Consider the following 18,418-nt stretch of genomic DNA (forward strand, 5'->3'; position numbering starts at 1 on the left):
GTCGGGTCAGTTGACGGAGCCCATCAGCTTCTTGACCTTGCCGCGGTACATCCAGAAGCCGAGACCGGCGATGACGGCGATGAGCACCTCGGCCCCGACGGCGCCCTTGGTGTTCAGGTTCACGCCGGCGGTGGAGAGCAGCGCGGTGATCGAGTCGCCCGCGGTGACCGCGAGGAACCAGACACCCATCATCTGGCCGGTGTACTTGGCCGGGGCCATCTTGGTCGTGACCGACAGGCCGACCGGGGAGAGGCACAGCTCACCGACGGTCTGCACGAAGTAGATCGCGACCAGCCACATCGGGGAGACCTTGCCGCCGTTGGTGGCGGTGTCGATCAGCGGGATCAGGAAGACGGCGAAGGAGATGCCCATCAGCACCAGCGACGACGCGAACTTGACCGCCGTGCTCGGCTCCTTGCCGCGCTTGTTCAGCCACAGCCAGATCGAGGCGACCACCGGGGCGAGCGCCATGATCATGATCGGGTTCAGCGACTGGTACCACGAGGTCGGGAAGTGGAAGCCGAGCAGCGTGTTGGTGGTCGACTCCTCACCGAAGATCGACAGCGTCGAGCCGTTCTGGTCGTAGATCATCCAGAAGATGGCGGCGACGACGAAGAACCAGATGTAGCCGGAGACCTTCGACTGCTCGTCGTCCGTCAGGTCCTTGTCGCGCTTCATGCGCGCCAGGACCAGGACCGGGATGACCAGGCCGATGACGGAGAGCGGGACCAGGATCCAGTTCAGCGTGTAGTGGCCGGTGCCCACGACGATCAGGTAGAAGACGGCCGCGCCGATCGCCCAGTACAGCGACTGCTTCAGCGCCTTGGCGCGCTCCTGCTTGGTGGCCGGCTTGACGACGACGTCGCTCTCGGCGCTCAGGTGACGGCTGCCGAGCACGAACTGGATCAGGCCGAGGGCCATGCCGACCGCGGCGAGCGCGAAGCCGATGTGCCAGTTGACGTTCTCGCCGACGGTGCCGATGGTCAGCGGCGCCAGGAAGCCACCGACGTTGATGCCGATGTAGAAGACGGTGAAGCCGGCGTCACGGCGCGGGTCCTGGGGGCCCTTGTACAGGTGGCCGACCATCGTGGAGATGTTGGCCTTGAGCAGACCCGAACCCAGGGCGACCAGGCCGAGACCGGCGAAGAAGGAGCCCGCGGAGGGCAGCGCCAGCGTGATGTGACCGAGGATCACGATGGCGGAGCCGATGATCACGGTCTTGCGGGGACCCCAGAAGCGGTCGGCGAACCAACCGCCGGGCATGGCGAGCAGGTAGACCAGCGACAGGTAGACCGAGTAGATCGCCGTCGCCGTGGCACCGTCCATGTGGAGGCCGCCGGGCGCGATCAGGTAGAGGGGGAGCAGGGCCCTCATGCCGTAGAAGCTGAAGCGCTCCCACATCTCGGTCATGAAGAGAGTGGCCAGTCCGCGGGGGTGGCCGAAGAAGGTCTTCTCGGAGCCAGGGGTACTGGCCGAGTCCTTCGTCAGGCTGGACGCCATGGTCGATCCTTGTGGGGTGTCGGGACGCGCGCCGCGCAGCGGCTGAGCGCCCGGTGGGGGGCGGCCGGCACCGGAGTCCCGCCGACCTCTCCACGCCCGAGGGGAGAGGTGTCACAGCGGGACCCGGGATCCACACCCCGTCCACGCTTCCTTACGTGTTCCAGGGCCCGGCCACAGGTCATTGCTCTTCAAGACTGGACGAGACCAGCCCGCACATGAAAAGGACCTTCGGGCGCAGTGCGCTCCAAAGGTCCCCCAGTAGTGCATCAGGCGTTTGGTCACCATACGACACGACAGTGCGGCATATGGAAGGACTTGAGAGATGGATCACAGGTCCCGACGGAACCGTTCTGCTGATTCCAAGGTTTTCACCAGGATCGCACTTCGAAGTCGGATGACGTAATCGCGGAGGTCCTCGCTCCGCTTCCGCGAGGGCCGTCCGCGGGCCGGGTCCCGGCCGCGTACCGGCGGATCACCCCACGACCCTCGTCCGACGCGGACTACCATCACCCCATGACCCGTGTACTGCTCGCCGAGGACGACGCGTCCATCTCGGAGCCGCTGGCCCGCGCCCTGCGCCGGGAGGGTTACGAGGTGGAAGTGCGCGAGGACGGACCCACCGCCCTCGACGCCGGACTGCAGGGAAGCATCGACCTCGTCGTCCTCGACCTCGGCCTGCCCGGGATGGACGGCCTCGAGGTGGCCCGACGGCTGCGCGCCGAGGGGCACACGGTGCCGATCCTCATCCTGACCGCGCGCGCCGACGAGGTGGACACGGTCGTGGGCCTCGACGCCGGCGCCGACGACTACGTGACCAAGCCGTTCCGGCTCGCCGAGCTGCTGGCCCGAGTCCGGGCGCTGCTGCGGCGCGGCGCCGCCGAGCCCAAGGAGGCCCCGGCCACCCACGGCGTCCGGATCGACGTCGAGTCGCACCGGGCCTGGATGGGCGACGAGGAGCTCCAGCTCACCGCCAAGGAGTTCGACCTGCTGCGGGTGCTCGTGCGGGACGCGGGCCGGGTCGTGACCCGCGACCAGCTCATGCGCGAGGTCTGGGACACCACCTGGTGGTCGTCGACCAAGACCCTGGACATGCACATCTCGTGGCTCCGCAAGAAGCTCGGCGACGACGCGGCGAACCCGCGCTACATCGCCACGGTGCGCGGTGTGGGCTTCCGCTTCGAGAAGAGCTGAGCGACTGTCGGTCCCTGCGGCGATTGAGCGGCGGTGTCCGGGGCGGAGCCCCGTGGCCTTCGCGCCGTAGGGGCTGATCCCTCGGGGCGGCCACTTCATCCGGGACACTGGAACCATGCGCCGCCGACTGATCAATTCCACGCTCGCCGTCGTTCTGGTCGTGATCGCCGTGTTCGGGATCTCCCTCGTCATCGTGGAGACCCGGACCATCACGAACAGCGCCCAGGAGCGCGTGCAGTCGGAAGCGGTCCGGCTGGCCTCCATCGTCGACAGCCGGATGCTCAGCGACGAGCTGATCAGCGGCGACGTCCTGAAGAACCAGGTCGCGGGGGAGCGCTACGCGCTGATCGAGATGCCCGGCGACAAGCCCATCGAGATCGGCACCCGCCCGGACGGCGAGGTCATCAAGTACACCGCCGACGGCGAGCAGGGCGAGAAGGTCACCGTCGAGGAGCCCCGCTCCGAGGTGACCGCCGAGGTCGGCCGCACCCTGCTGCTCATCGCCGGGGTGGCGCTGCTCGCCATCGTCGCCGCCGTGCTGCTCGCCGTACGGCAGGCCAACCGCCTCACCTCCCCGCTCACCGATCTGGCCTCCACCGCGGAGCGCCTGGGCTCCGGCGACCCGCGCCCGCGCCACAAGCGCTACGGCGTGCCCGAGCTGGACCGGGTCGCCGACGTGCTGGACGGCTCGGCCGAGCGCATCGCCCGGATGCTGACGGCCGAGCGGCGGCTCGCCGCCGACGCCTCGCACCAGCTGCGCACCCCCCTCACGGCGCTCTCGATGCGCCTGGAGGAGATCACCATGACCGAGGACCTGGCCGAGGTGAAGGAGGAGGCGACGATCGCGCTGACCCAGGTGGAGCGGCTCACCGACGTCGTCGAGCGGCTGCTGACCAACGCACGCGACCCGCGCACCGGCTCGGCCGTCACCTTCGACCTGGACGAGGTGATCAAGCAGCAGCTGGAGGAGTGGCGCCCGGCCTACCGCAGCGCGGGCCGCGCCATCGTCTCCTCCGGCAAGCGCCACCTGACGGCGGTCGGTACCCCGGGAGCGGTCGCCCAGGTGCTCGCCGCGCTGATCGAGAACTCGCTGATGCACGGCGGCGGCACCGTCGCCCTGCGCACCCGCGTCACCGGCAACCAGGCGGTCATCGAGGTCACGGACGAGGGCCCGGGCGTCCCCTCGGAGCTGGGCTCGCGGATCTTCGAGCGGACCATCAGCGGCCGCAACTCGACGGGCATCGGCCTCGCGGTCGCCCGCGACCTCGCCGAGGCGGACGGCGGACGCCTGGAGATGCTCCAGGCGAGCCCGCCGGTCTTCGGTCTGTTCCTGTCCCGTACGCCGCTGAAGAAGCAGTCCGGGAGCACCGGGGATGCGGAGACGATCCGCTAGAGCCGGCCCCGGCCTACTTGAGGCGCGTGACCGGCGGCGTCGGGTCGTCCAGGAACGATTCCGCGCTGGCCACGGCCTCCTTGGCCGGCAGCGCCCGGAACACCCAGGTGCGGTAGGACCAGAAGCGGAAGAGGGTCGCGAGGCCCATGCCGAGGAACTTGAAGATGTTGCTCTGCAGCGAGCTGTCCCAGTGGAACCAGTAGGTCGCCGCGTACAGGACGCCGTTCTCGATCACCAGGCCGACCACGCTGAACAGCAGGAACAGGGTGAGTTCCTTGGCGCGGCCGCTCTTGTCGCGGTCACGGTAGGTGAAGTAGCGGAACCCCACGTAGTTGAAGACGATGGCGACGACGGTCGCGATGACGCTGGCCCGCACCACCTGGAGGTCGGTGCCGTGCCGCATCAGGTTGAAGACCGCGAAGTTCACGAGGACGCCCAGGGCGCCGACGACGCCGAACTTGGCGATCTCCCGGGCCAGGGCGGCGAACCGCACCCGCAGTGCGCCGATGCCCTTGGCCGGCCGGCCGGTCGTCACGCTCATAATCGTCGCCTCTACCCCCGTCGTCCCCGTGCGTTCGGTCACGCGGCCCCGGCAGGAGCCACCCCCGTCATGCTAACCACGGCCCCTCGCGGGCGCCTGCGGACGACGTCGATGGTCTTACCTCGTTCTTTCCTACAGAAAGAGGGGCGCGCGGGAACCAGTCATTTGGCCGATACCCTGGAGATGTGACGTTTCCGGTAGTCGGCATGGTCGGCGGTGGCCAGCTCGCTCGTATGACACACGAGGCGGGCATCCCGCTCGGCATCAGATTCAAGCTCCTCAGTGACACCCCGCAGGATTCCGCGGCACAGGTCGTCGGCGACGTCGTCGTCGGCGACTACCGCGACCTGGACACACTGCGTGAGTTCGCACGCGGCTGTGACGTGATCACTTTCGACCACGAACACGTACCCACCGAGCATCTGCGGGCCCTGGAGGCGGACGGCATCCCCGTCCGCCCCGGCCCCGACGCGCTGCTGTACGCCCAGGACAAGGGCGAGATGCGCGCGAAGCTCAGCGCGCTCGGCGTGCCGTGCCCGCGGCACCGGATCGTGCGCGACCCGGCGGACGTGGCCGCCTTCGCCGAGGAGGGCGACGGGTTCCCCGTCATCCTCAAGACCGTGCGCGGCGGCTACGACGGCAAGGGCGTGTGGGTCGTGCGCTCCGCGGCGGACGCGGCCGACCCGTTCAAGGCGGGCGTGCCGGTGCTCGCCGAGGAGAAGGTCGACTTCGCGCGGGAGCTGGCGGCCAACGTCGTCCGCTCGCCGCACGGCCAGGCCGTCGCCTACCCGGTCGTCGAGTCCCAGCAGGTCGACGGCGTCTGCGACACCGTGATCGCCCCGGCCCCCGGTCTCGACGAGGCGCTGGCGGGCGAGGCGCAGGAGCTGGCGCTGCGCATCGCCAAGGAGCTGGGTGTGGTCGGACACCTCGCGGTGGAGCTGTTCGAGACCCGAGGACCCGACGGGAAGAACAGAATTCTGGTCAACGAACTGGCGATGCGGCCGCACAACTCCGGCCACTGGACCCAGGACGGCGCGATCACCTCGCAGTTCGCCAACCACGTGCGCGCGGTCCTGGACCTGCCGCTCGGCGACCCGCGCCCGCGCGCGAAGTGGACCGTCATGGGCAATGTCCTGGGCGGCGACTTCCCGGACATGTACAGCGCGTACCTGCACTGCATGGCCCGCGACCCGCAGCTGAAGATCCACATGTACGGCAAGGACGTGAAGCCCGGCCGCAAGGTCGGTCACGTGAACACCTACGGCGACGACCTGGACGACGTACTGGAGCGCGCTCGTCACGCAGCCGGATACCTGAGGGGAACGATCACCGAATGAGCCCTGTGGTTGGCATTGTGATGGGGTCCGACTCGGACTGGCCCGTCATGGAGGCCGCGGCCAAGGCCCTCGACGAGTTCGAGATCCCCTACGAGGTCGACGTCGTCTCCGCGCACCGCATGCCGCACGAGATGATCTCCTACGGCGAGCAGGCCGCCGAGCGTGGCCTGAAGGCGATCATCGCGGGCGCCGGCGGCGCCGCACATCTGCCCGGAATGCTCGCCTCGGTGACGCCGCTGCCGGTGATCGGCGTTCCGGTGCCGCTGAAGTACCTCGACGGCATGGACTCGCTGCTGTCGATCGTGCAGATGCCGGCCGGGGTGCCGGTCGCGACCGTCTCGGTCGGCGGCGCGCGCAACGCGGGGCTGCTCGCCGCGCGCATCCTCGCCGCGCACGACGAGGACCTCCTCGCCCGCATGAAGGAGTTCCAGCAGGAGCTCAACGACCAGGCCACCGAGAAGGGCAAGCGGCTGCGCGCCAAGGTCGAGGGCGCGGGGTCCGGTTTCGGTTTCGGAAAGTGAGCGCGATAGCCGTATGAGTACGTCTGTGGAGCGGGCCCGCGAGCTGCTCGCCGAGTTCCCCGTCGTCGACGGGCACAACGACCTGCCGTGGGCGCTGCGCGAGCAGGTCACCTACGACATCGACGCCCGGGACATCGCCGCCGACCAGAGCGCGCACCTGCACACCGACCTGGCCCGGCTGCGGGCGGGCGGGGTCGGCGCGCAGTTCTGGTCCGTGTACGTCCGTACGGATCTGACGGGTGACGCGGCGGTCAGCGCGACGCTCGAACAGATCGACTGCGTCGACCAGTTGATCGCGCGGTACCCGGGCGATCTGCGGGCCGCGCTGACGGCGGCCGACATGGAGGACGCGCGCCGGGCCGGGCTCATCGCCTCGCTCAAGGGCGCCGAGGGCGGCCACTCCATCAACAACTCCCTCGCCACGCTGCGGGCGTTGTACGCGCTCGGCGTGCGCTACATGACCCTCACCCACAACGACAACATCGCGTGGGCGGACTCGGCGACGGACGAGCCGGGGGTCGGCGGTCTGTCGGCCTTCGGCCGCGAGGTCGTGCGCGAGATGAACCGCGAGGGCATGCTCGTCGACCTCTCGCACGTCGCGGCGACGACCATGCGCGCGGCGCTGGACGTCACCGAGGCGCCGGTGATCTTCTCGCACTCCTCGTCGCGGGCCGTCTGCGACCACCCGCGCAACATCCCGGACGACGTCCTGGAGCGGCTGCCGGGCAACGGGGGAGTGGCGATGGCGACCTTCGTCCCGAAGTTCGTCCTCCAGGCGGCGGTCGACTGGACGGCGGCCGCCGACGAGAACCTGCGCTCGCACGGCTTCCACCACCTGGACACGTCCCCGGCGGCGATGAAGCTGCACCGCGCCTTCGAGGAGGCGCGGCCGCGTCCGGTCGCGACGGTCTCCACCGTCGCCGACCACCTCGACCACATGCGCGAGGTCGCGGGCGTCGACCACATCGGCATCGGCGGTGACTACGACGGCACGGCGTTCACCCCGGACGGGCTGAACGACGTCTCGGGCTACCCGAACCTGATCGCCGAACTCCTCGACCGCGGCTGGTCCAAGGACGACCTGTCGAAGCTGACGTGGCGCAACGCCGTGCGGGTTCTGGGCGCCGCCGAGGACGTCTCCCGGGACCTCCGCTCCCGCCGGGCCCCGTCGAACGCCACCCAGCCCCAACTGGACGCCTAGCCCTCCGCCCCGCCGCCTTGGGCAATCTGCCGCCAAGGGCGGCAGGGTGGGCAAGGCGGCCCCCGGCGCGGGGCGAGCGCTTCAACGGGCTTTCACTACAGCGCCGTTCGCGGGTGCGGCCCCGGTGGGGCTTCTCGCGCAGTTCCCCGCGCCCCTTACGGGGCGGACAGCAGCCCGCGATCCGTGTGCGGCAGGCACCCCGTTTGGCCGAGCCCGCCGAGCCCGGCAGGGCACCGCGTGGGACGGTGGACCGAACGCTGTCCCACCGTTTTCCGGAGCCTGCCATGGCAGACCTACAGGGCGAACTCACCGCCCCCGCAGAGGCGGGCGAGCTCGACCAGCCCGCTCCCACCGTTTCCGTCCCCGCCCCAGCCCCCGACCCCCACACCCTCCTGGCCCGCCACCCCGTGGCCGACGGCTATTGCGGCCTGCCGGAAACCCTGCGGACCCTGCCCTGGCACGACCTCGAACTGGGGGAGACCTCCGTCGAGAGCGACCTGCCACGCCTGCGCGCCGGCGGCACCGGCGCCCTGCTGTGGGCCCTCGACACGGCCGAGGACCGCCCCCTCACGACGGCCCTGGAACAGATCGACCTGATCAACAACGTCGTCGCCCGCTACCCGGAGGGCCTGCGGCTGGCCCGCTCCGCGTCGGAGACCGCCGACGCCCGCGCCCACGGCCGCATCGCCGTCGTCATCGGCCCGGCCCCGGCGGCCGCCACCGGCGACTCCCTGGGCACCCTGCGCGCCCTGCACGCCCTCGGCCTGCGCGCCCTCACCCTCTCCGGCGCGCCCTGGGCGGAGTGCGAGCGCGGACTGACCCGGTTCGGCGAAGAGGTCGTACGGGAGATGAACCGGCTCGGCATGGTCGTCGACCTCACCGGCGCCTCCCGGGCGACCGCGGCCCGCACCCTCGCCGTGTCCAAGGCCCCCGCGCTCTTCACCCGGTCCGGCGCCCGCGCCCTCAACCACCACCCGGACAACGTCCCCGACGACCTGCTGGCCGAACTCGGCGAGCGCAAGGGCCTGTGCCTGGTGCCCTGTTCGGCCGCGCGGACCGGCCCCGAACTGCGCGACGTCGCCGACCACCTCGACCACGTACGCGACGTGGCGGGCCCCGAGTCGGTCGGCCTGTCCGGGATGTACGACACCGGGGACGCCCACCCCGCGGGCCTGGGCGACGCCGCCGGTTACCCCGCGCTGATCGCGGAGCTGCAGAGCCGCGGCTGGCCCGAGGACGGCCTCGCCCTGCTCACCTGGGGCAACGTCCAACGGGTGCTGCGCGTCGCCGAGTTCACCGCCCGGGCCGCCCGGCGGCGCAGGGGGCCGTCGACGGCACGGCCCTGACGGACGCTCAGCTGAGGCACAGGCAGAAGGGGTGCCCGACCGGATCCGCGTAGACGCGCCACGAGCGGGTCCGGTCCTCGTTGTCGAGCACTGTGGCACCGAGCGCCAGGACCTCCTTCTCCCCGGCGTCCAGATCCCCGACCGCCAGGTCGAGGTGGAACTGCTGCGCGCCGCCCACCGAGGGCCAGGGCGGCGGCACGTACCCGGGCGCCTCCTGGAAGGCCAGTGCGGGCCCGCCCGGCACCTTCAGGTCGACCCAGTCGGCCTCCTCGGGGTCCGGGGCCGGGGTGCCGCCGAGCAGCTCCGCGTAGAACCGCGCGAGCGCGAGCGGGTCGGGGCAGTCCAGAACGATGGCGCCCAGCCGTGCGATGGCCATGACTCCTCCAGGAGATCACCGATGAGTTACCGATAGAACTGGTCAAGAGGTAACGCTACCGTTACCGCATCCTGCCCCACCGGGGGTAACGTCGCAACGATGAACGACCGCGAGCCCGCACCCGGGGGCCTGGCCCTCGTGGCCGCGCTGGTGAACACGCTGGACATCGGGACGGGCACGGACGCGCTGGACACGGCGGAGGGCCGCGCGTCCTTCGGCATCGTGGCGGCCGACGTGCCGGGCGCCCGCGAGCTGCGCGAGTCCCTGCGCGCGGTGTGCCTGGTCCACGCCGGGCACGCCCCGCACCGTGAAGTGACGCCGCTGGGCGAGCTGTTGGCGCGGGCGCCGCTGCGGGTGGCGGTCGACGCGGTCGACGGCTCGGCGCGGCTGGTCCCGGTGCACGGGGACGCCCTCGCCTCCCGGGTGGCTGCCGCCGTCGCGCGGGCCCACGCGGCCGGCACCTGGGCCCGCCTCAAGGCGTGCGAGGCGGACGACTGCCACGGGGCGTACTACGACCGGAGCCCCGCGGGCCGCGGACGCTGGTGCGACATGGCGGTCTGCGGGGCCCGGGCGAAGATGCGCCGGTACCGCGCGAAGGGCAAGGAGCGGACCGGCTAGGCCGGGTCCGGTTCGCGCAGGGCCGTCGACAGCAGGACCGCCGCCACCGGCACCGTGGCGAGGACCAGCAGTGCGCCCCGGGGTCCGTGGTGGGTGGCGACGATGCCGAGGAGCGGCATGAACAGCCCGCCCGCGCTCATCGCCAGCCCGAGGGTGACCCCGGCCGCGGTGCCGGGACGGCTGGGCAGATAGTCCTGGCCGAGCTTGATGAGCACGGCGAACGGGATGTTGGAGACCAGCCCGGCCAGCAGCGCCAGCGGCAGCGCCACGTACTTGTCGTCGCAGACCAGCACGGCCCACAGCGCGGGCAGCAGCGCCGCGTTGCCGATCTGCACCGTACGGACCATGCCGATCCGGTCGGCGAGCCGCCCGCCGAGCAGGGTGCCGAGTACTCCGCCGCCCAGTTCCAGGGTCAGGGCGAGACCGCCGAGGCCGCTGCTCGCGTCCAGGTGCCGGATCCAGTACAGCGAGATGAACGTGTTGAGGCCGATGGAGATGGTCGAGCGCACGATCTCCACGGCGGTCAGGGCCGCGAACAGGCCGGGCCGGTCCCGCCCTTGGCGCCGCACCTGTCCGGCCGCCCCTCCGGCGCCGCGGTGGCGGTGGCGCAGCAGGACGAAGCCCATCAGGACGGCCGGCGGCACGAACAGCGCGGTCGCGGTCATCCCGAGGCGGTCCAGGGCCGGTGTGACCAGTGCCGGGGCGACGAAGAAGCCGACGCTGCCGCCGGCGGCGAAGTAGCTCATCGCGGTGGCGCTGCCGCCGGCCGCACGGCGCGCGTCGCGCCCGGCGGGTGGATGGAACATCGCGATGCCCACACCCGCCACCAGCAGCAGCGCGAACACCACGGGATAGGAGGGGAAGAGCCCGGACAGGCCCGCCCCGGTCCCCGCCAGACCGATCCCCAGCGGCGACATCCACCGCAGCCGGTACCGGTCGGCCAGCAGCCCGATCGGCACCTGCGGAAGGGCGCTGCCCAGCGTCGCGGCGAGCGCGAGACCGGACGCCTGTACGTAGCTGAAGTCGCGCTGCAGTACGAAGTATGGGACGGCCGCGGGCACCAGGCCCTGGTAGAAGTCGTCGACGGCGTGGGCACCGGCCCAGATCCGCATCCGGCGCCAGGGCCCGGGCGGACCGGCCGCCTCGGGGTGGGTGCTTGTCTCCTGGATCGAAGTCACCCGACCACGATGGCGAGCGGCACCCCGGGCGCGCTTCCCGTATTCTGCCGACCCATGTCGCAGATCCGCCACACGGCCGTCGCGCCGACCAGCACCCAGTCACGCGGCGGCGGCGACACCATCGACCGGCACCGCCACGACGACCACCAGCTCATCTACGTGAGCGCGGGCGTCCTCGCGATCACCACGGAGCACGGGTCCTGGATCGCGGGCGACGACCGGGCCGTGTGGATCCCGGCGAACACCTGGCACGAACACCGCTTCTACGGGCAGAGCCGCTTCCACACCGTCGGCTTCCCCGCCCGGGACCGGCCCCCGCTGCCGTACACCGAGCGGCCGACCGTCATCGCCGTCGACGCGCTGGTCCGCGAACTGCTGATCGTCAGGTCCGGCGCCGCGCTGCCGCCCGCCGAGATCCGGCACATCGACGCGGTGCTGCGCGACCGGCTGCGCCGGGTGACGGCCGAGCCGGTCGCCCTGCCCGCCGCCCGCGACCGGCGCCTCGCCGACGCCTGCGCGCTCGTCGAGGGCGATCTGCGCACGCCCCGCACGCTGGCCCGGCTCGCCGCCCACGTCCACACCGGCGAGCGCACCCTGTCGCGGCTGTTCCGCGAGGAGTTCGGCATGACGTATCCCCAATGGCGCACCCGCGCGCGCCTGTTCACGGCGATGGTCATGCTCGCCGAGGGCGCGGGTGTCACCGACACCGCGCACGCCTGCGGCTGGGCGACCGCCAGTGCGTTCGTCCACACCTTCGCCCAGGCCGTGGGCAGCACGCCGGGCGCCTACCGCGCGGGCGTGCGCACGGCGGCCGGGCCGTAGCCGGTGGGTCAGGCGGCGGGGCGCCCCATCGCGCGGAACGTCCAGCCGGCCGACCGCCACAGCGCGGAGTCCAGCGCGTTGCGCCCGTCGAGGATCAGCCGGTCCGAGACGACGGCGCCCAGCTCCGCCGGGTCCAGCTCGCGGAACTCCCGCCACTCGGTGAGGTGCAGCACGACATCGGCGCCGCGCACCGCGTCGAGGGCCGTCTCGGCGTACCCGAGCGTCGGGAAGAGGCGGCGCGCGTTCGCCATGCCCTTGGGGTCGTAGACGGTCACCTGGCCGCCCTGGAGGTGGATCTGCCCGGCGACGTTCAGCGCGGGCGAGTCCCGGACGTCGTCCGAGTCGGGCTTGAAGGTCGCGCCGAGCACGGCGACCCGCTTGCCGAGGAAGGGGCCGCCGCCGAGCGCCTCGCGGGCCATCTCGACCATCGCCCCGCGCCGCCGCATGTTGATGGAGTCGATCTCGCGCAGGAAGGTGAGCGCCTGGTCGGCGCCCAGCTCACCGGCGCGCGCCATGAACGCCCGGATGTCCTTGGGCAGACAGCCACCGCCGAAGCCGATGCCGGCCCGCAGGAACTTGCGCCCGATCCGCTCGTCGTAGCCGATCGCCTCGGCCAGCTTCACGACGTCGCCGCCCGCGGCCTCGCACACCTCGGCCATGGCGTTGATGAAGGAGATCTTGGTGGCCAGGAAGGAGTTCGCCGCGGTCTTCACCAGCTCGGCGGTGGGGAAGTCGGTCACCACGAACGGCGTGCCCTCCCCGAGCGGCGTCGCGTACACGTCGCGCAGCAGCTTCTCGGCCCGCTCGCTGGTCACGCCGACCACGATCCGGTCGGGGTGCAGGGTGTCGTCGACGGCGAAGCCCTCGCGCAGGAACTCCGGGTTCCACGCCAGCTCGACGCCCTCGGGCAGCAGCTCGGCGAGGCGCGCGGCCGAGCCGACCGGCACGGTCGACTTGCCGACGACCAGGGCGCCCGCGCTCAGGTGCGGGGCGAGCGAGGCGAAGGCGGCGTCGACGTAGCTCATGTCGCACGCGTACTCGCCGTGCTTCTGCGGGGTGTTCACGCACACGAAGTGCACGTCGCCGAAGGCGCCGGCCTCCGCGAAGTCCATGGTGAAGCGCAGCCGCCCGCTGGACCCCTCGATCCCGGCGACGTGCTTGCGCAGCATCTCCTCCAGACCGGGCTCGTACATGGGGACCTCGCCCCGCGTGAGCATCTCGATCTTCTCGGGCACCACGTCCAGGCCGAGCACCTCGAAGCCGAGCTCGGCCATGGCCGCGGCGTGCGTGGCGCCGAGGTAGCCGGTGCCGATCACGGTGATCTTGGGGGCCATGCGGTGCTCCAGAGGTCTGGGGGCTGATCTGCGCTGCCTGAGCATAGTCGGGCGTGCCGGAGCTGCTCACGGGGCACATTCCCGCTGTCGTATAGCTCACGTATCCCCTGCGCGGGCAGACACCTAAAATTCGGGTTACTTAACAGTAATTAGCGTCGCTTGGAGCGTGAGAACCTTGGCCGGATCGGCTGATTTCGACCTCTACCGCCCGTCCGAGGAGCACGACATGCTCCGCGACACCGTCCGCGCGCTGGCCGAGGCGAAGATCGCCCCGCACGCGGCCGCGGTCGACGAGGAGGCCCGCTTCCCGCAGGAGGCGCTGGACGCGCTCGTCGCTGCCGACCTCGCGGCCGTGCACGTACCGGAGGAGTACGGCGGCGCCGGCGCCGACGCGCTCGCCACGGTCATCGTCATCGAGGAGGTCGCCCGCGCCTGCGTCTCGTCCTCCCTCATCCCCGCGGTGAACAAGCTGGGCTCGCTCCCGGTCATCCTCTCCGGCTCCGAGGAGCTGAAGAAGAAGTACCTGGGCCCGCTGGCCAAGGGCGACGGGATGTTCTCGTACTGCCTGAGCGAGCCGGACGCCGGTTCGGACGCGGCGGGCATGAAGACCCGCGCGGTCCGCGACGGCGACGACTGGGTGCTGAACGGCGTGAAGCGCTGGATCACCAACGCCGGCGTCTCCGAGTACTACACGGTCATGGCGGTCACCGACCCCGAGAAGCGCTCGAAGGGCATCTCGGCCTTCGTCGTCGAGAAGTCGGACGAGGGCGTCTCCTTCGGCGCCCCGGAGAAGAAGCTCGGCATCAAGGGCTCGCCGACCCGCGAGGTCTACCTCGACAACGTTCGCATCCCCGCCGACCGCATGATCGGGGCCGAGGGCACCGGCTTCGCCACGGCGATGAAGACCCTCGACCACACCCGCATCACGATCGCCGCGCAGGCGCTCGGTGTCGCGCAGGGCGCCCTCGACTACGCCAAGGGCTACGTCCAGGAGCGCAAGCAGTTCGGCAAGGCCATCGCCGACTTCCAGGGCATCCAGTTCATGCTCGCCGACATGGCCATGAAGATCTCCGCCGCCCGCGCCCTGACCTACCAGGCCGCGGCCGCCTCCGAGCGTGGTGACGCCGACCTGACGTACCTGGGCGCGGCCGCCAAGTGCTTCGCCTCGGACACGGCGATGGAGGTCACCACGGACGCCGTCCAGCTCCTAGGCGGCTACGGCTACACCCGTGACTACCCGGTGGAGCGCATGATGCGCGACGCCAAGATCACCCAGATCTACGAGGGCACGAACCAGGTCCAGCGCATCGTCATGGCGCGCAACCTGCCGTAACCACGAGCACGCGCGCGAAGGGGCCCCGCCGATCCCGGCGGGGCCCCTTCGCGCGGTTCCGGACGGGCTCAGTTGCCCGACACGGTGACCTTCTCGTCGTTGTTGAACTGCTCGACGAGCTGCTTGACCTTGGTCTTGTCCCAGACCAGATTGCCGCCGACGCTGCCGCTGACCGGCATGTTCATGGACTTTCCGTCACCGCCGGACACCGACTTCATCGCCATGAACATCGAGCCCAGGTTCCACAGGCTCATGTCCTTGTCGACGACGAGCGAGTCCAGGCCCGCGCCCAGCGTCGGATAGAGCGTGAACGGGTTCATGACGGTGCTCGGCGAGGCCACCTTGTGGGCGAGCGCGGCCAGGAACGCCTGCTGGTTCTTGGTGCGCTGGAGGTCGGACGCGGCGAAGGCGTGCCGGGTGCGGACGTAGGCGAGGGCCTGCTGGCCGTCGAGGGTCTGCTTGCCGGCCTTGAAGTCGGCGCCGGACCACTTGTCCTTGAAGCCCTCCTTCAGGTTCATCTCGACCCCGCCGACCGCGTCGACGATGCCCGCGAAGCCGCCGAAGCCGATCTCCGCGTAGTGGTCGATGTGCAGGCCGGTGTTGTACTCGACGGTGCGCACCAGCAGCTCGGGGCCGTCCTCCGCGTAGGCGGCGTTCAGCTTCGTCTGGCGGCCCGTGTTCGGGTAGAGCTTGCCGGACTCGGCGCCCTTGAAGCTCGGGATCGTGACGTTCGAGTCGCGGGGGAGCGAGACGAGCGTGTCCCCGTTGCTCCCGACGTGCAGGATCATCATCGTGTCCGTGCGCTTGCCCTCGGCGGAGCCGGTGTGCAGCTTCTTCTTCTCCTCGGCGGACATGCCCTGACGGCTGTCGGTGCCGACGATCAGGTAGTTCGTGCCGTCGCCCGCCTCGGGCCGGTCGATCACCTTGGCCAGGTCGACGTCGCGGTTCAGCTTGGAGTCGGCCCAGAAGTAGGTGACGACGCTGGTCACCACGAGCACCGTGACCAGCGTGATCGCCGTCCACTTGATGCGCTTGCGCCAGTTCGGGGTGCGTGCGGGGCGGCCGGTCGGCGGCCCGTAGCCGTCACCGCCGTCGCCGCCCGCGCGGCTGGGCTGGCCGTAGACCTGCCCGGTGTTGTACCCGCTGTCGTAGCCGTTGCCGGCGTTGTTGCCGTAGCCGCCGTCGCCGTATCCGTCGTCGTACGCGGGCTGCTGCTGCTGGGGCACCTGGCCCCGCTGCACCTGCCGCATGACGCGGGCTCCCTCGGGGCGTGCGCTTCCGCTGCCACGGCCGTACCCGCCGCGGCCGCCGCCGCTCTGCCTGTCGCTCCGCCCGTCGGGCCAATCGCTCATTGGAACAGTGTGCAGGGCGCCGCTGTGTGCCCCACAAGAGCGTGTGATAAATCGGACCAGGGCTGTTGCAGACCTGACACATAGGCGGCCGCCCCGGTCGGCGGGCCATACAGTTGAACCATGACTGATCACGCCATATCGCCTGGAGCGGCTCCGGAGGACACCCTTCCCGGCAAGCCGGTCTCGGCCTCCCGCACGACGCTGAGCCACATCATGACGGCCGCCGAGACCAATCTGCTCGGCACCGTGCACGGTGGCGTGATCATGAAACTCGTCGACGACGTCGCGGGCGCGGTCGCCGGCCGCCACTCGGGCGGCCCCGCCGTCACCGCATCCATGGACGAGATGGTCTTCATGGAGCCGGTCCGCGTCGGCGACCTCGTGCACGTCCGCGCGCAGGTCAACTGGACCGGCCGTACGTCCATGGAGATCGGCGTCCGCGTCCTGGCCGAGCGGTGGAACGAGTCGACGCCGCCCACCCGCGTCGGCTCCGCCTACCTGGTCTTCGCGGCGGTCGACGCCGACGGCAAGCCGCGCCCGGTGCCCCCGGTCCTCATGGAGACGGAGAAGGACCGCCGCCGCAACCAGGAGGCCCAGATCCGCCGCCAGCACCGCCTGGCCCGCCGCCGAGCGATCAAGGAACTGCGGGAGAAGCGCATCGCAGAGGGCCTGAACGACGACCTCTAGGACGTTCTCTCAAGCCCCTCCGGGAACTCTCAAGCCCCTCCGGGAACACTCAAGCCCCTCCGGCGATTGAGGAGCGGGGTCCGGGGCGGAGCCCCGAGTCCCGCACCCCAGCGCCCGGTCACGAGGAACAGGAAACCTCGTCCCCGGTGACGGCCCCGAACTCCCCCTCGGACGCATCCTCGGCCCGCACCGCCCGCACCCCGCGATAATCGCCCCCGGCAACGACCTTCAACACGGCCCCCTGCCCATTGACGGCCTGCATCCGGGCCCCCGGCAACGCGGCGGCCAGCGACTTGGCCGACCGGTCCCAGCGCGGGTCGTACTGCACGACGGTGTGCGCGGCGGTGCGCTCCTCCGCGTTGACCGGCGCCCCCGTCGTACGGAACCCGGTCCCCTTCAGCGCGGCGTCCACCTTCTTGCCGAGCCCGGCCGTCACCGTCGCGTTCACCACCTGGACGCGGATCTGCTGCGGGGCGACATCGACGACGGTCGCCTTCTTCCGCGCCCGGTGCGGGGCCAGCGGCTTGTCGTCGCGCAGCGCCTGGAACAGCTTCTCCGACTTCTTGTCGTCCCACTTCACGGTGGAGCCGATGCCCTTGACCGGGTAGCTGATGTTGCCGATCGGCACCGTCGTGAACTCCGACGACGAGGGCGAGAAGCCGCGCATCGCCCGCGCCAGCTCGACCATCTGGTCCGAGCCGAAGCCCTTGTCGGCGCGGACCGAGCCGAGCAGCGTGCGGGCCACGTCACGGAAGCGGACCGGGTTGAGCAGCACCCCGGACGAGGTCGTCTTCGCGATGAGGGAGGCGAGGAAGCGCTGCTGGCGCTGCATCCGGCCGAGGTCGCCCGCGCCGTCCAGATGCCGGGCCCGTACGTACTGCAGGGCCTGCCCGCCGTCCAGGTCGTGGGTGCCCACGCCCAGGTCGAGACCGGTGTACGAGTCCCTGAGCGGGCGGGTGGTGCACACCGTGACGCCGCCCAGCTCGTCGACCGTCTTCATGAAGCTGGTGAAGTCGACCTCCAGATAGTGGTCGATCTTCACGTGCGTCATGTGCTCGACGGTGCGCACGGTGAGCTGCGGGCCGCCCTCCGCGTACGCCGCGTTGATCTTCACCGGGTGGGCGTGGTGCTCGTCGCCGCTGTTCATGTCGGTGTGCGGCGGGATCTCCGCGTAGGAGTCGCGGGGGAGCGAGACGACGGAGGCGCGCTCGTGGTCGTCCGAGATGTGCACGATCATGATCGTGTCCGTGCAGTGGCAGGGGGAGCCGCCGAGCCGGTACTTCTGCCGCTCCTCCTCGGTGATCTTGTCGCGGCCGTCGGTGCCGACGAGCAGCACGTTCATGCCGTGCCCGGCCGCCGGACGGTTCTTCATGTCCTTGAAGGGGTCGATCCGCTGGATGCCGGTGTCCAGGCCGGTGACGAGCGCGTGCCCGATCCCGGCGGCGGCCAGCACCGTCACCGAGAACGTGGTCGCCACCCGCATCACCCACCGGGGCTTCCGCTTGCGCGGCGGCCGGACCGGACGGCGGCTCTGCCCCGGCCGCGGTGGACGCTGCGGACGGGCGGGGGAGCGGGGCGGCGTGGGCACCGGGGACACCTCCGAGAAGGTGGGCGGGGGATCGCGAGCACCGTAGGCCGATACGATCTGCGGCCCGCGGTAGTGAGGCGGGCGGCGCGCGCCGGTGTCC

General features: G+C 71.1%; 17 protein-coding genes. 10 read left to right on the plus strand and 7 right to left on the minus strand.

Going from position 1 to position 18,418, the window contains the following annotated elements:
- Nucleotides 1-6 precede the first annotated feature (6 nt).
- Nucleotides 7-1,500 carry a peptide MFS transporter gene (locus tag ABT127_RS02350; RefSeq protein WP_351443986.1) on the minus strand — a complete coding sequence of 498 codons (1,494 nt, stop codon included), beginning with the start codon at nucleotides 1,498-1,500 and terminating at the stop codon, nucleotides 7-9.
- Between the two features lie 513 nt (nucleotides 1,501-2,013).
- Here ABT127_RS02350 and ABT127_RS02355 point away from each other — a divergent pair.
- Entirely contained in the window at nucleotides 2,014-2,691 is a 678-nt protein-coding gene (locus ABT127_RS02355; protein ID WP_018529729.1) for a response regulator transcription factor, read from the plus strand.
- Nucleotides 2,692-2,806: 115 nt separating this feature from the next.
- A complete protein-coding gene (locus ABT127_RS02360; protein WP_351443987.1) occupies nucleotides 2,807-4,084 on the plus strand; it encodes a sensor histidine kinase in 1,278 nt (425 codons plus the stop codon).
- A gap of 13 nt (nucleotides 4,085-4,097) precedes the next feature.
- Here ABT127_RS02360 and ABT127_RS02365 read toward each other — a convergent pair whose 3' ends face one another.
- Nucleotides 4,098-4,625: a GtrA family protein gene (locus ABT127_RS02365; RefSeq protein ID WP_351443988.1), complete on the minus strand. Its 528-nt coding sequence runs from the start codon at nucleotides 4,623-4,625 to the stop codon at nucleotides 4,098-4,100.
- A gap of 185 nt (nucleotides 4,626-4,810) precedes the next feature.
- Here ABT127_RS02365 and ABT127_RS02370 point away from each other — a divergent pair, with 185 nt between their 5' ends.
- From ABT127_RS02370 to ABT127_RS02385, 4 genes are all read left to right on the plus strand, one after another.
- Entirely contained in the window at nucleotides 4,811-5,962 is a 1,152-nt protein-coding gene (locus ABT127_RS02370) for a 5-(carboxyamino)imidazole ribonucleotide synthase (protein WP_351443990.1), read from the plus strand.
- Nucleotides 5,959-6,483 carry a 5-(carboxyamino)imidazole ribonucleotide mutase gene (gene purE / locus ABT127_RS02375; RefSeq protein WP_351443991.1) on the plus strand — a complete coding sequence of 175 codons (525 nt, stop codon included), beginning with the start codon at nucleotides 5,959-5,961 and terminating at the stop codon, nucleotides 6,481-6,483. Before ABT127_RS02370 ends, purE begins: the two co-directional genes overlap by 4 nt.
- A 13-nt stretch (nucleotides 6,484-6,496) precedes the next feature.
- Entirely contained in the window at nucleotides 6,497-7,684 is a 1,188-nt protein-coding gene (locus ABT127_RS02380; RefSeq protein ID WP_351443992.1) for a dipeptidase, read from the plus strand.
- A 284-nt stretch (nucleotides 7,685-7,968) separates the two neighbouring features.
- Nucleotides 7,969-9,030: a dipeptidase gene (locus tag ABT127_RS02385; protein ID WP_351443994.1), complete on the plus strand. Its 1,062-nt coding sequence runs from the start codon at nucleotides 7,969-7,971 to the stop codon at nucleotides 9,028-9,030.
- A 7-nt stretch (nucleotides 9,031-9,037) separates the two neighbouring features.
- Here the strand turns inward: ABT127_RS02385 and ABT127_RS02390 are convergent, their stop codons facing one another.
- On the minus strand, nucleotides 9,038-9,406 hold the full coding sequence (locus ABT127_RS02390) for a VOC family protein (RefSeq protein WP_351443995.1): 369 nt from the start codon (nucleotides 9,404-9,406) through the stop codon (nucleotides 9,038-9,040).
- 99 nt (nucleotides 9,407-9,505) lie between these two features.
- On the opposite strand from ABT127_RS02390, the gene ABT127_RS02395 reads away from it, so the two are divergent.
- Nucleotides 9,506-10,024, plus strand: a complete 519-nt coding sequence (locus ABT127_RS02395) for a CGNR zinc finger domain-containing protein (RefSeq protein ID WP_351443996.1) — start codon at nucleotides 9,506-9,508, stop codon at nucleotides 10,022-10,024.
- On the opposite strand, the gene ABT127_RS02400 is transcribed toward ABT127_RS02395, so the two are convergent.
- Complete coding sequence (locus tag ABT127_RS02400) at nucleotides 10,021-11,136, minus strand: MFS transporter (protein ID WP_351444060.1); 1,116 nt, start codon at nucleotides 11,134-11,136, stop codon at nucleotides 10,021-10,023. The genes ABT127_RS02395 and ABT127_RS02400 overlap by 4 nt on opposite strands.
- A gap of 120 nt (nucleotides 11,137-11,256) precedes the next feature.
- Here ABT127_RS02400 and ABT127_RS02405 point away from each other — a divergent pair, with 120 nt between their 5' ends.
- Nucleotides 11,257-12,024, plus strand: coding sequence for an AraC family transcriptional regulator (locus ABT127_RS02405; RefSeq protein WP_351443997.1), 768 nt, complete (start codon nucleotides 11,257-11,259; stop codon nucleotides 12,022-12,024).
- Between the two features lie 8 nt (nucleotides 12,025-12,032).
- Here the strand turns inward: ABT127_RS02405 and ABT127_RS02410 are convergent, their stop codons facing one another.
- The gene (locus ABT127_RS02410) at nucleotides 12,033-13,358 is read right to left on the minus strand and encodes a UDP-glucose dehydrogenase family protein (protein ID WP_351443998.1); all 1,326 of its coding nucleotides are present in this window, start codon (nucleotides 13,356-13,358) and stop codon (nucleotides 12,033-12,035) included.
- 175 nt (nucleotides 13,359-13,533) lie between these two features.
- Between ABT127_RS02410 and ABT127_RS02415 the strand changes: the two genes are divergently transcribed.
- Nucleotides 13,534-14,691 (plus strand): acyl-CoA dehydrogenase family protein, encoded by a 1,158-nt coding sequence (locus ABT127_RS02415; RefSeq protein ID WP_351444061.1) that lies wholly within the window; start codon nucleotides 13,534-13,536, stop codon nucleotides 14,689-14,691.
- A 68-nt stretch (nucleotides 14,692-14,759) separates the two neighbouring features.
- Here ABT127_RS02415 and ABT127_RS02420 read toward each other — a convergent pair whose 3' ends face one another.
- Nucleotides 14,760-16,043, minus strand: a complete 1,284-nt coding sequence (locus tag ABT127_RS02420) for an LCP family protein (protein ID WP_351443999.1) — start codon at nucleotides 16,041-16,043, stop codon at nucleotides 14,760-14,762.
- 120 nt (nucleotides 16,044-16,163) lie between these two features.
- Here ABT127_RS02420 and ABT127_RS02425 point away from each other — a divergent pair, with 120 nt between their 5' ends.
- A complete protein-coding gene (locus tag ABT127_RS02425; protein WP_351444000.1) occupies nucleotides 16,164-16,730 on the plus strand; it encodes an acyl-CoA thioesterase in 567 nt (188 codons plus the stop codon).
- 118 nt (nucleotides 16,731-16,848) lie between these two features.
- On the opposite strand, the gene ABT127_RS02430 is transcribed toward ABT127_RS02425, so the two are convergent.
- Entirely contained in the window at nucleotides 16,849-18,318 is a 1,470-nt protein-coding gene (locus ABT127_RS02430) for an LCP family protein (RefSeq protein ID WP_502971611.1), read from the minus strand.
- Between the last annotated feature and the right edge of the window lie 100 nt (nucleotides 18,319-18,418).

This window comes from Streptomyces sp. NPDC001904, assembly GCF_040297005.1.
Classification (GTDB): domain Bacteria; phylum Actinomycetota; class Actinomycetes; order Streptomycetales; family Streptomycetaceae; genus Streptomyces.

Excerpts from the sequence above, each read along its gene's own strand:
- ABT127_RS02350 (WP_351443986.1), bottom strand. The coding sequence starts at position 1,500 with ATGGCGTCCAGCCTGACGAAGGACTCGGCCAGTACCCCTGGCTCCGAG.
- ABT127_RS02355 (WP_018529729.1), top strand. The coding sequence starts at position 2,014 with ATGACCCGTGTACTGCTCGCCGAGGACGACGCGTCCATCTCGGAGCCG.
- ABT127_RS02360 (WP_351443987.1), top strand. The coding sequence starts at position 2,807 with ATGCGCCGCCGACTGATCAATTCCACGCTCGCCGTCGTTCTGGTCGTG.
- ABT127_RS02365 (WP_351443988.1), bottom strand. The coding sequence starts at position 4,625 with ATGAGCGTGACGACCGGCCGGCCGGCCAAGGGCATCGGCGCACTGCGG.
- purE (WP_351443991.1), top strand. The coding sequence starts at position 5,959 with ATGAGCCCTGTGGTTGGCATTGTGATGGGGTCCGACTCGGACTGGCCC.
- ABT127_RS02380 (WP_351443992.1), top strand. The coding sequence starts at position 6,497 with ATGAGTACGTCTGTGGAGCGGGCCCGCGAGCTGCTCGCCGAGTTCCCC.
- ABT127_RS02385 (WP_351443994.1), top strand. The coding sequence starts at position 7,969 with ATGGCAGACCTACAGGGCGAACTCACCGCCCCCGCAGAGGCGGGCGAG.
- ABT127_RS02390 (WP_351443995.1), bottom strand. The coding sequence starts at position 9,406 with ATGGCCATCGCACGGCTGGGCGCCATCGTTCTGGACTGCCCCGACCCG.
- ABT127_RS02395 (WP_351443996.1), top strand. The coding sequence starts at position 9,506 with ATGAACGACCGCGAGCCCGCACCCGGGGGCCTGGCCCTCGTGGCCGCG.
- ABT127_RS02400 (WP_351444060.1), bottom strand. The coding sequence starts at position 11,136 with ATGCGGATCTGGGCCGGTGCCCACGCCGTCGACGACTTCTACCAGGGC.
- ABT127_RS02405 (WP_351443997.1), top strand. The coding sequence starts at position 11,257 with ATGTCGCAGATCCGCCACACGGCCGTCGCGCCGACCAGCACCCAGTCA.
- ABT127_RS02410 (WP_351443998.1), bottom strand. The coding sequence starts at position 13,358 with ATGGCCCCCAAGATCACCGTGATCGGCACCGGCTACCTCGGCGCCACG.
- ABT127_RS02420 (WP_351443999.1), bottom strand. The coding sequence starts at position 16,043 with ATGAGCGATTGGCCCGACGGGCGGAGCGACAGGCAGAGCGGCGGCGGC.
- ABT127_RS02425 (WP_351444000.1), top strand. The coding sequence starts at position 16,164 with ATGACTGATCACGCCATATCGCCTGGAGCGGCTCCGGAGGACACCCTT.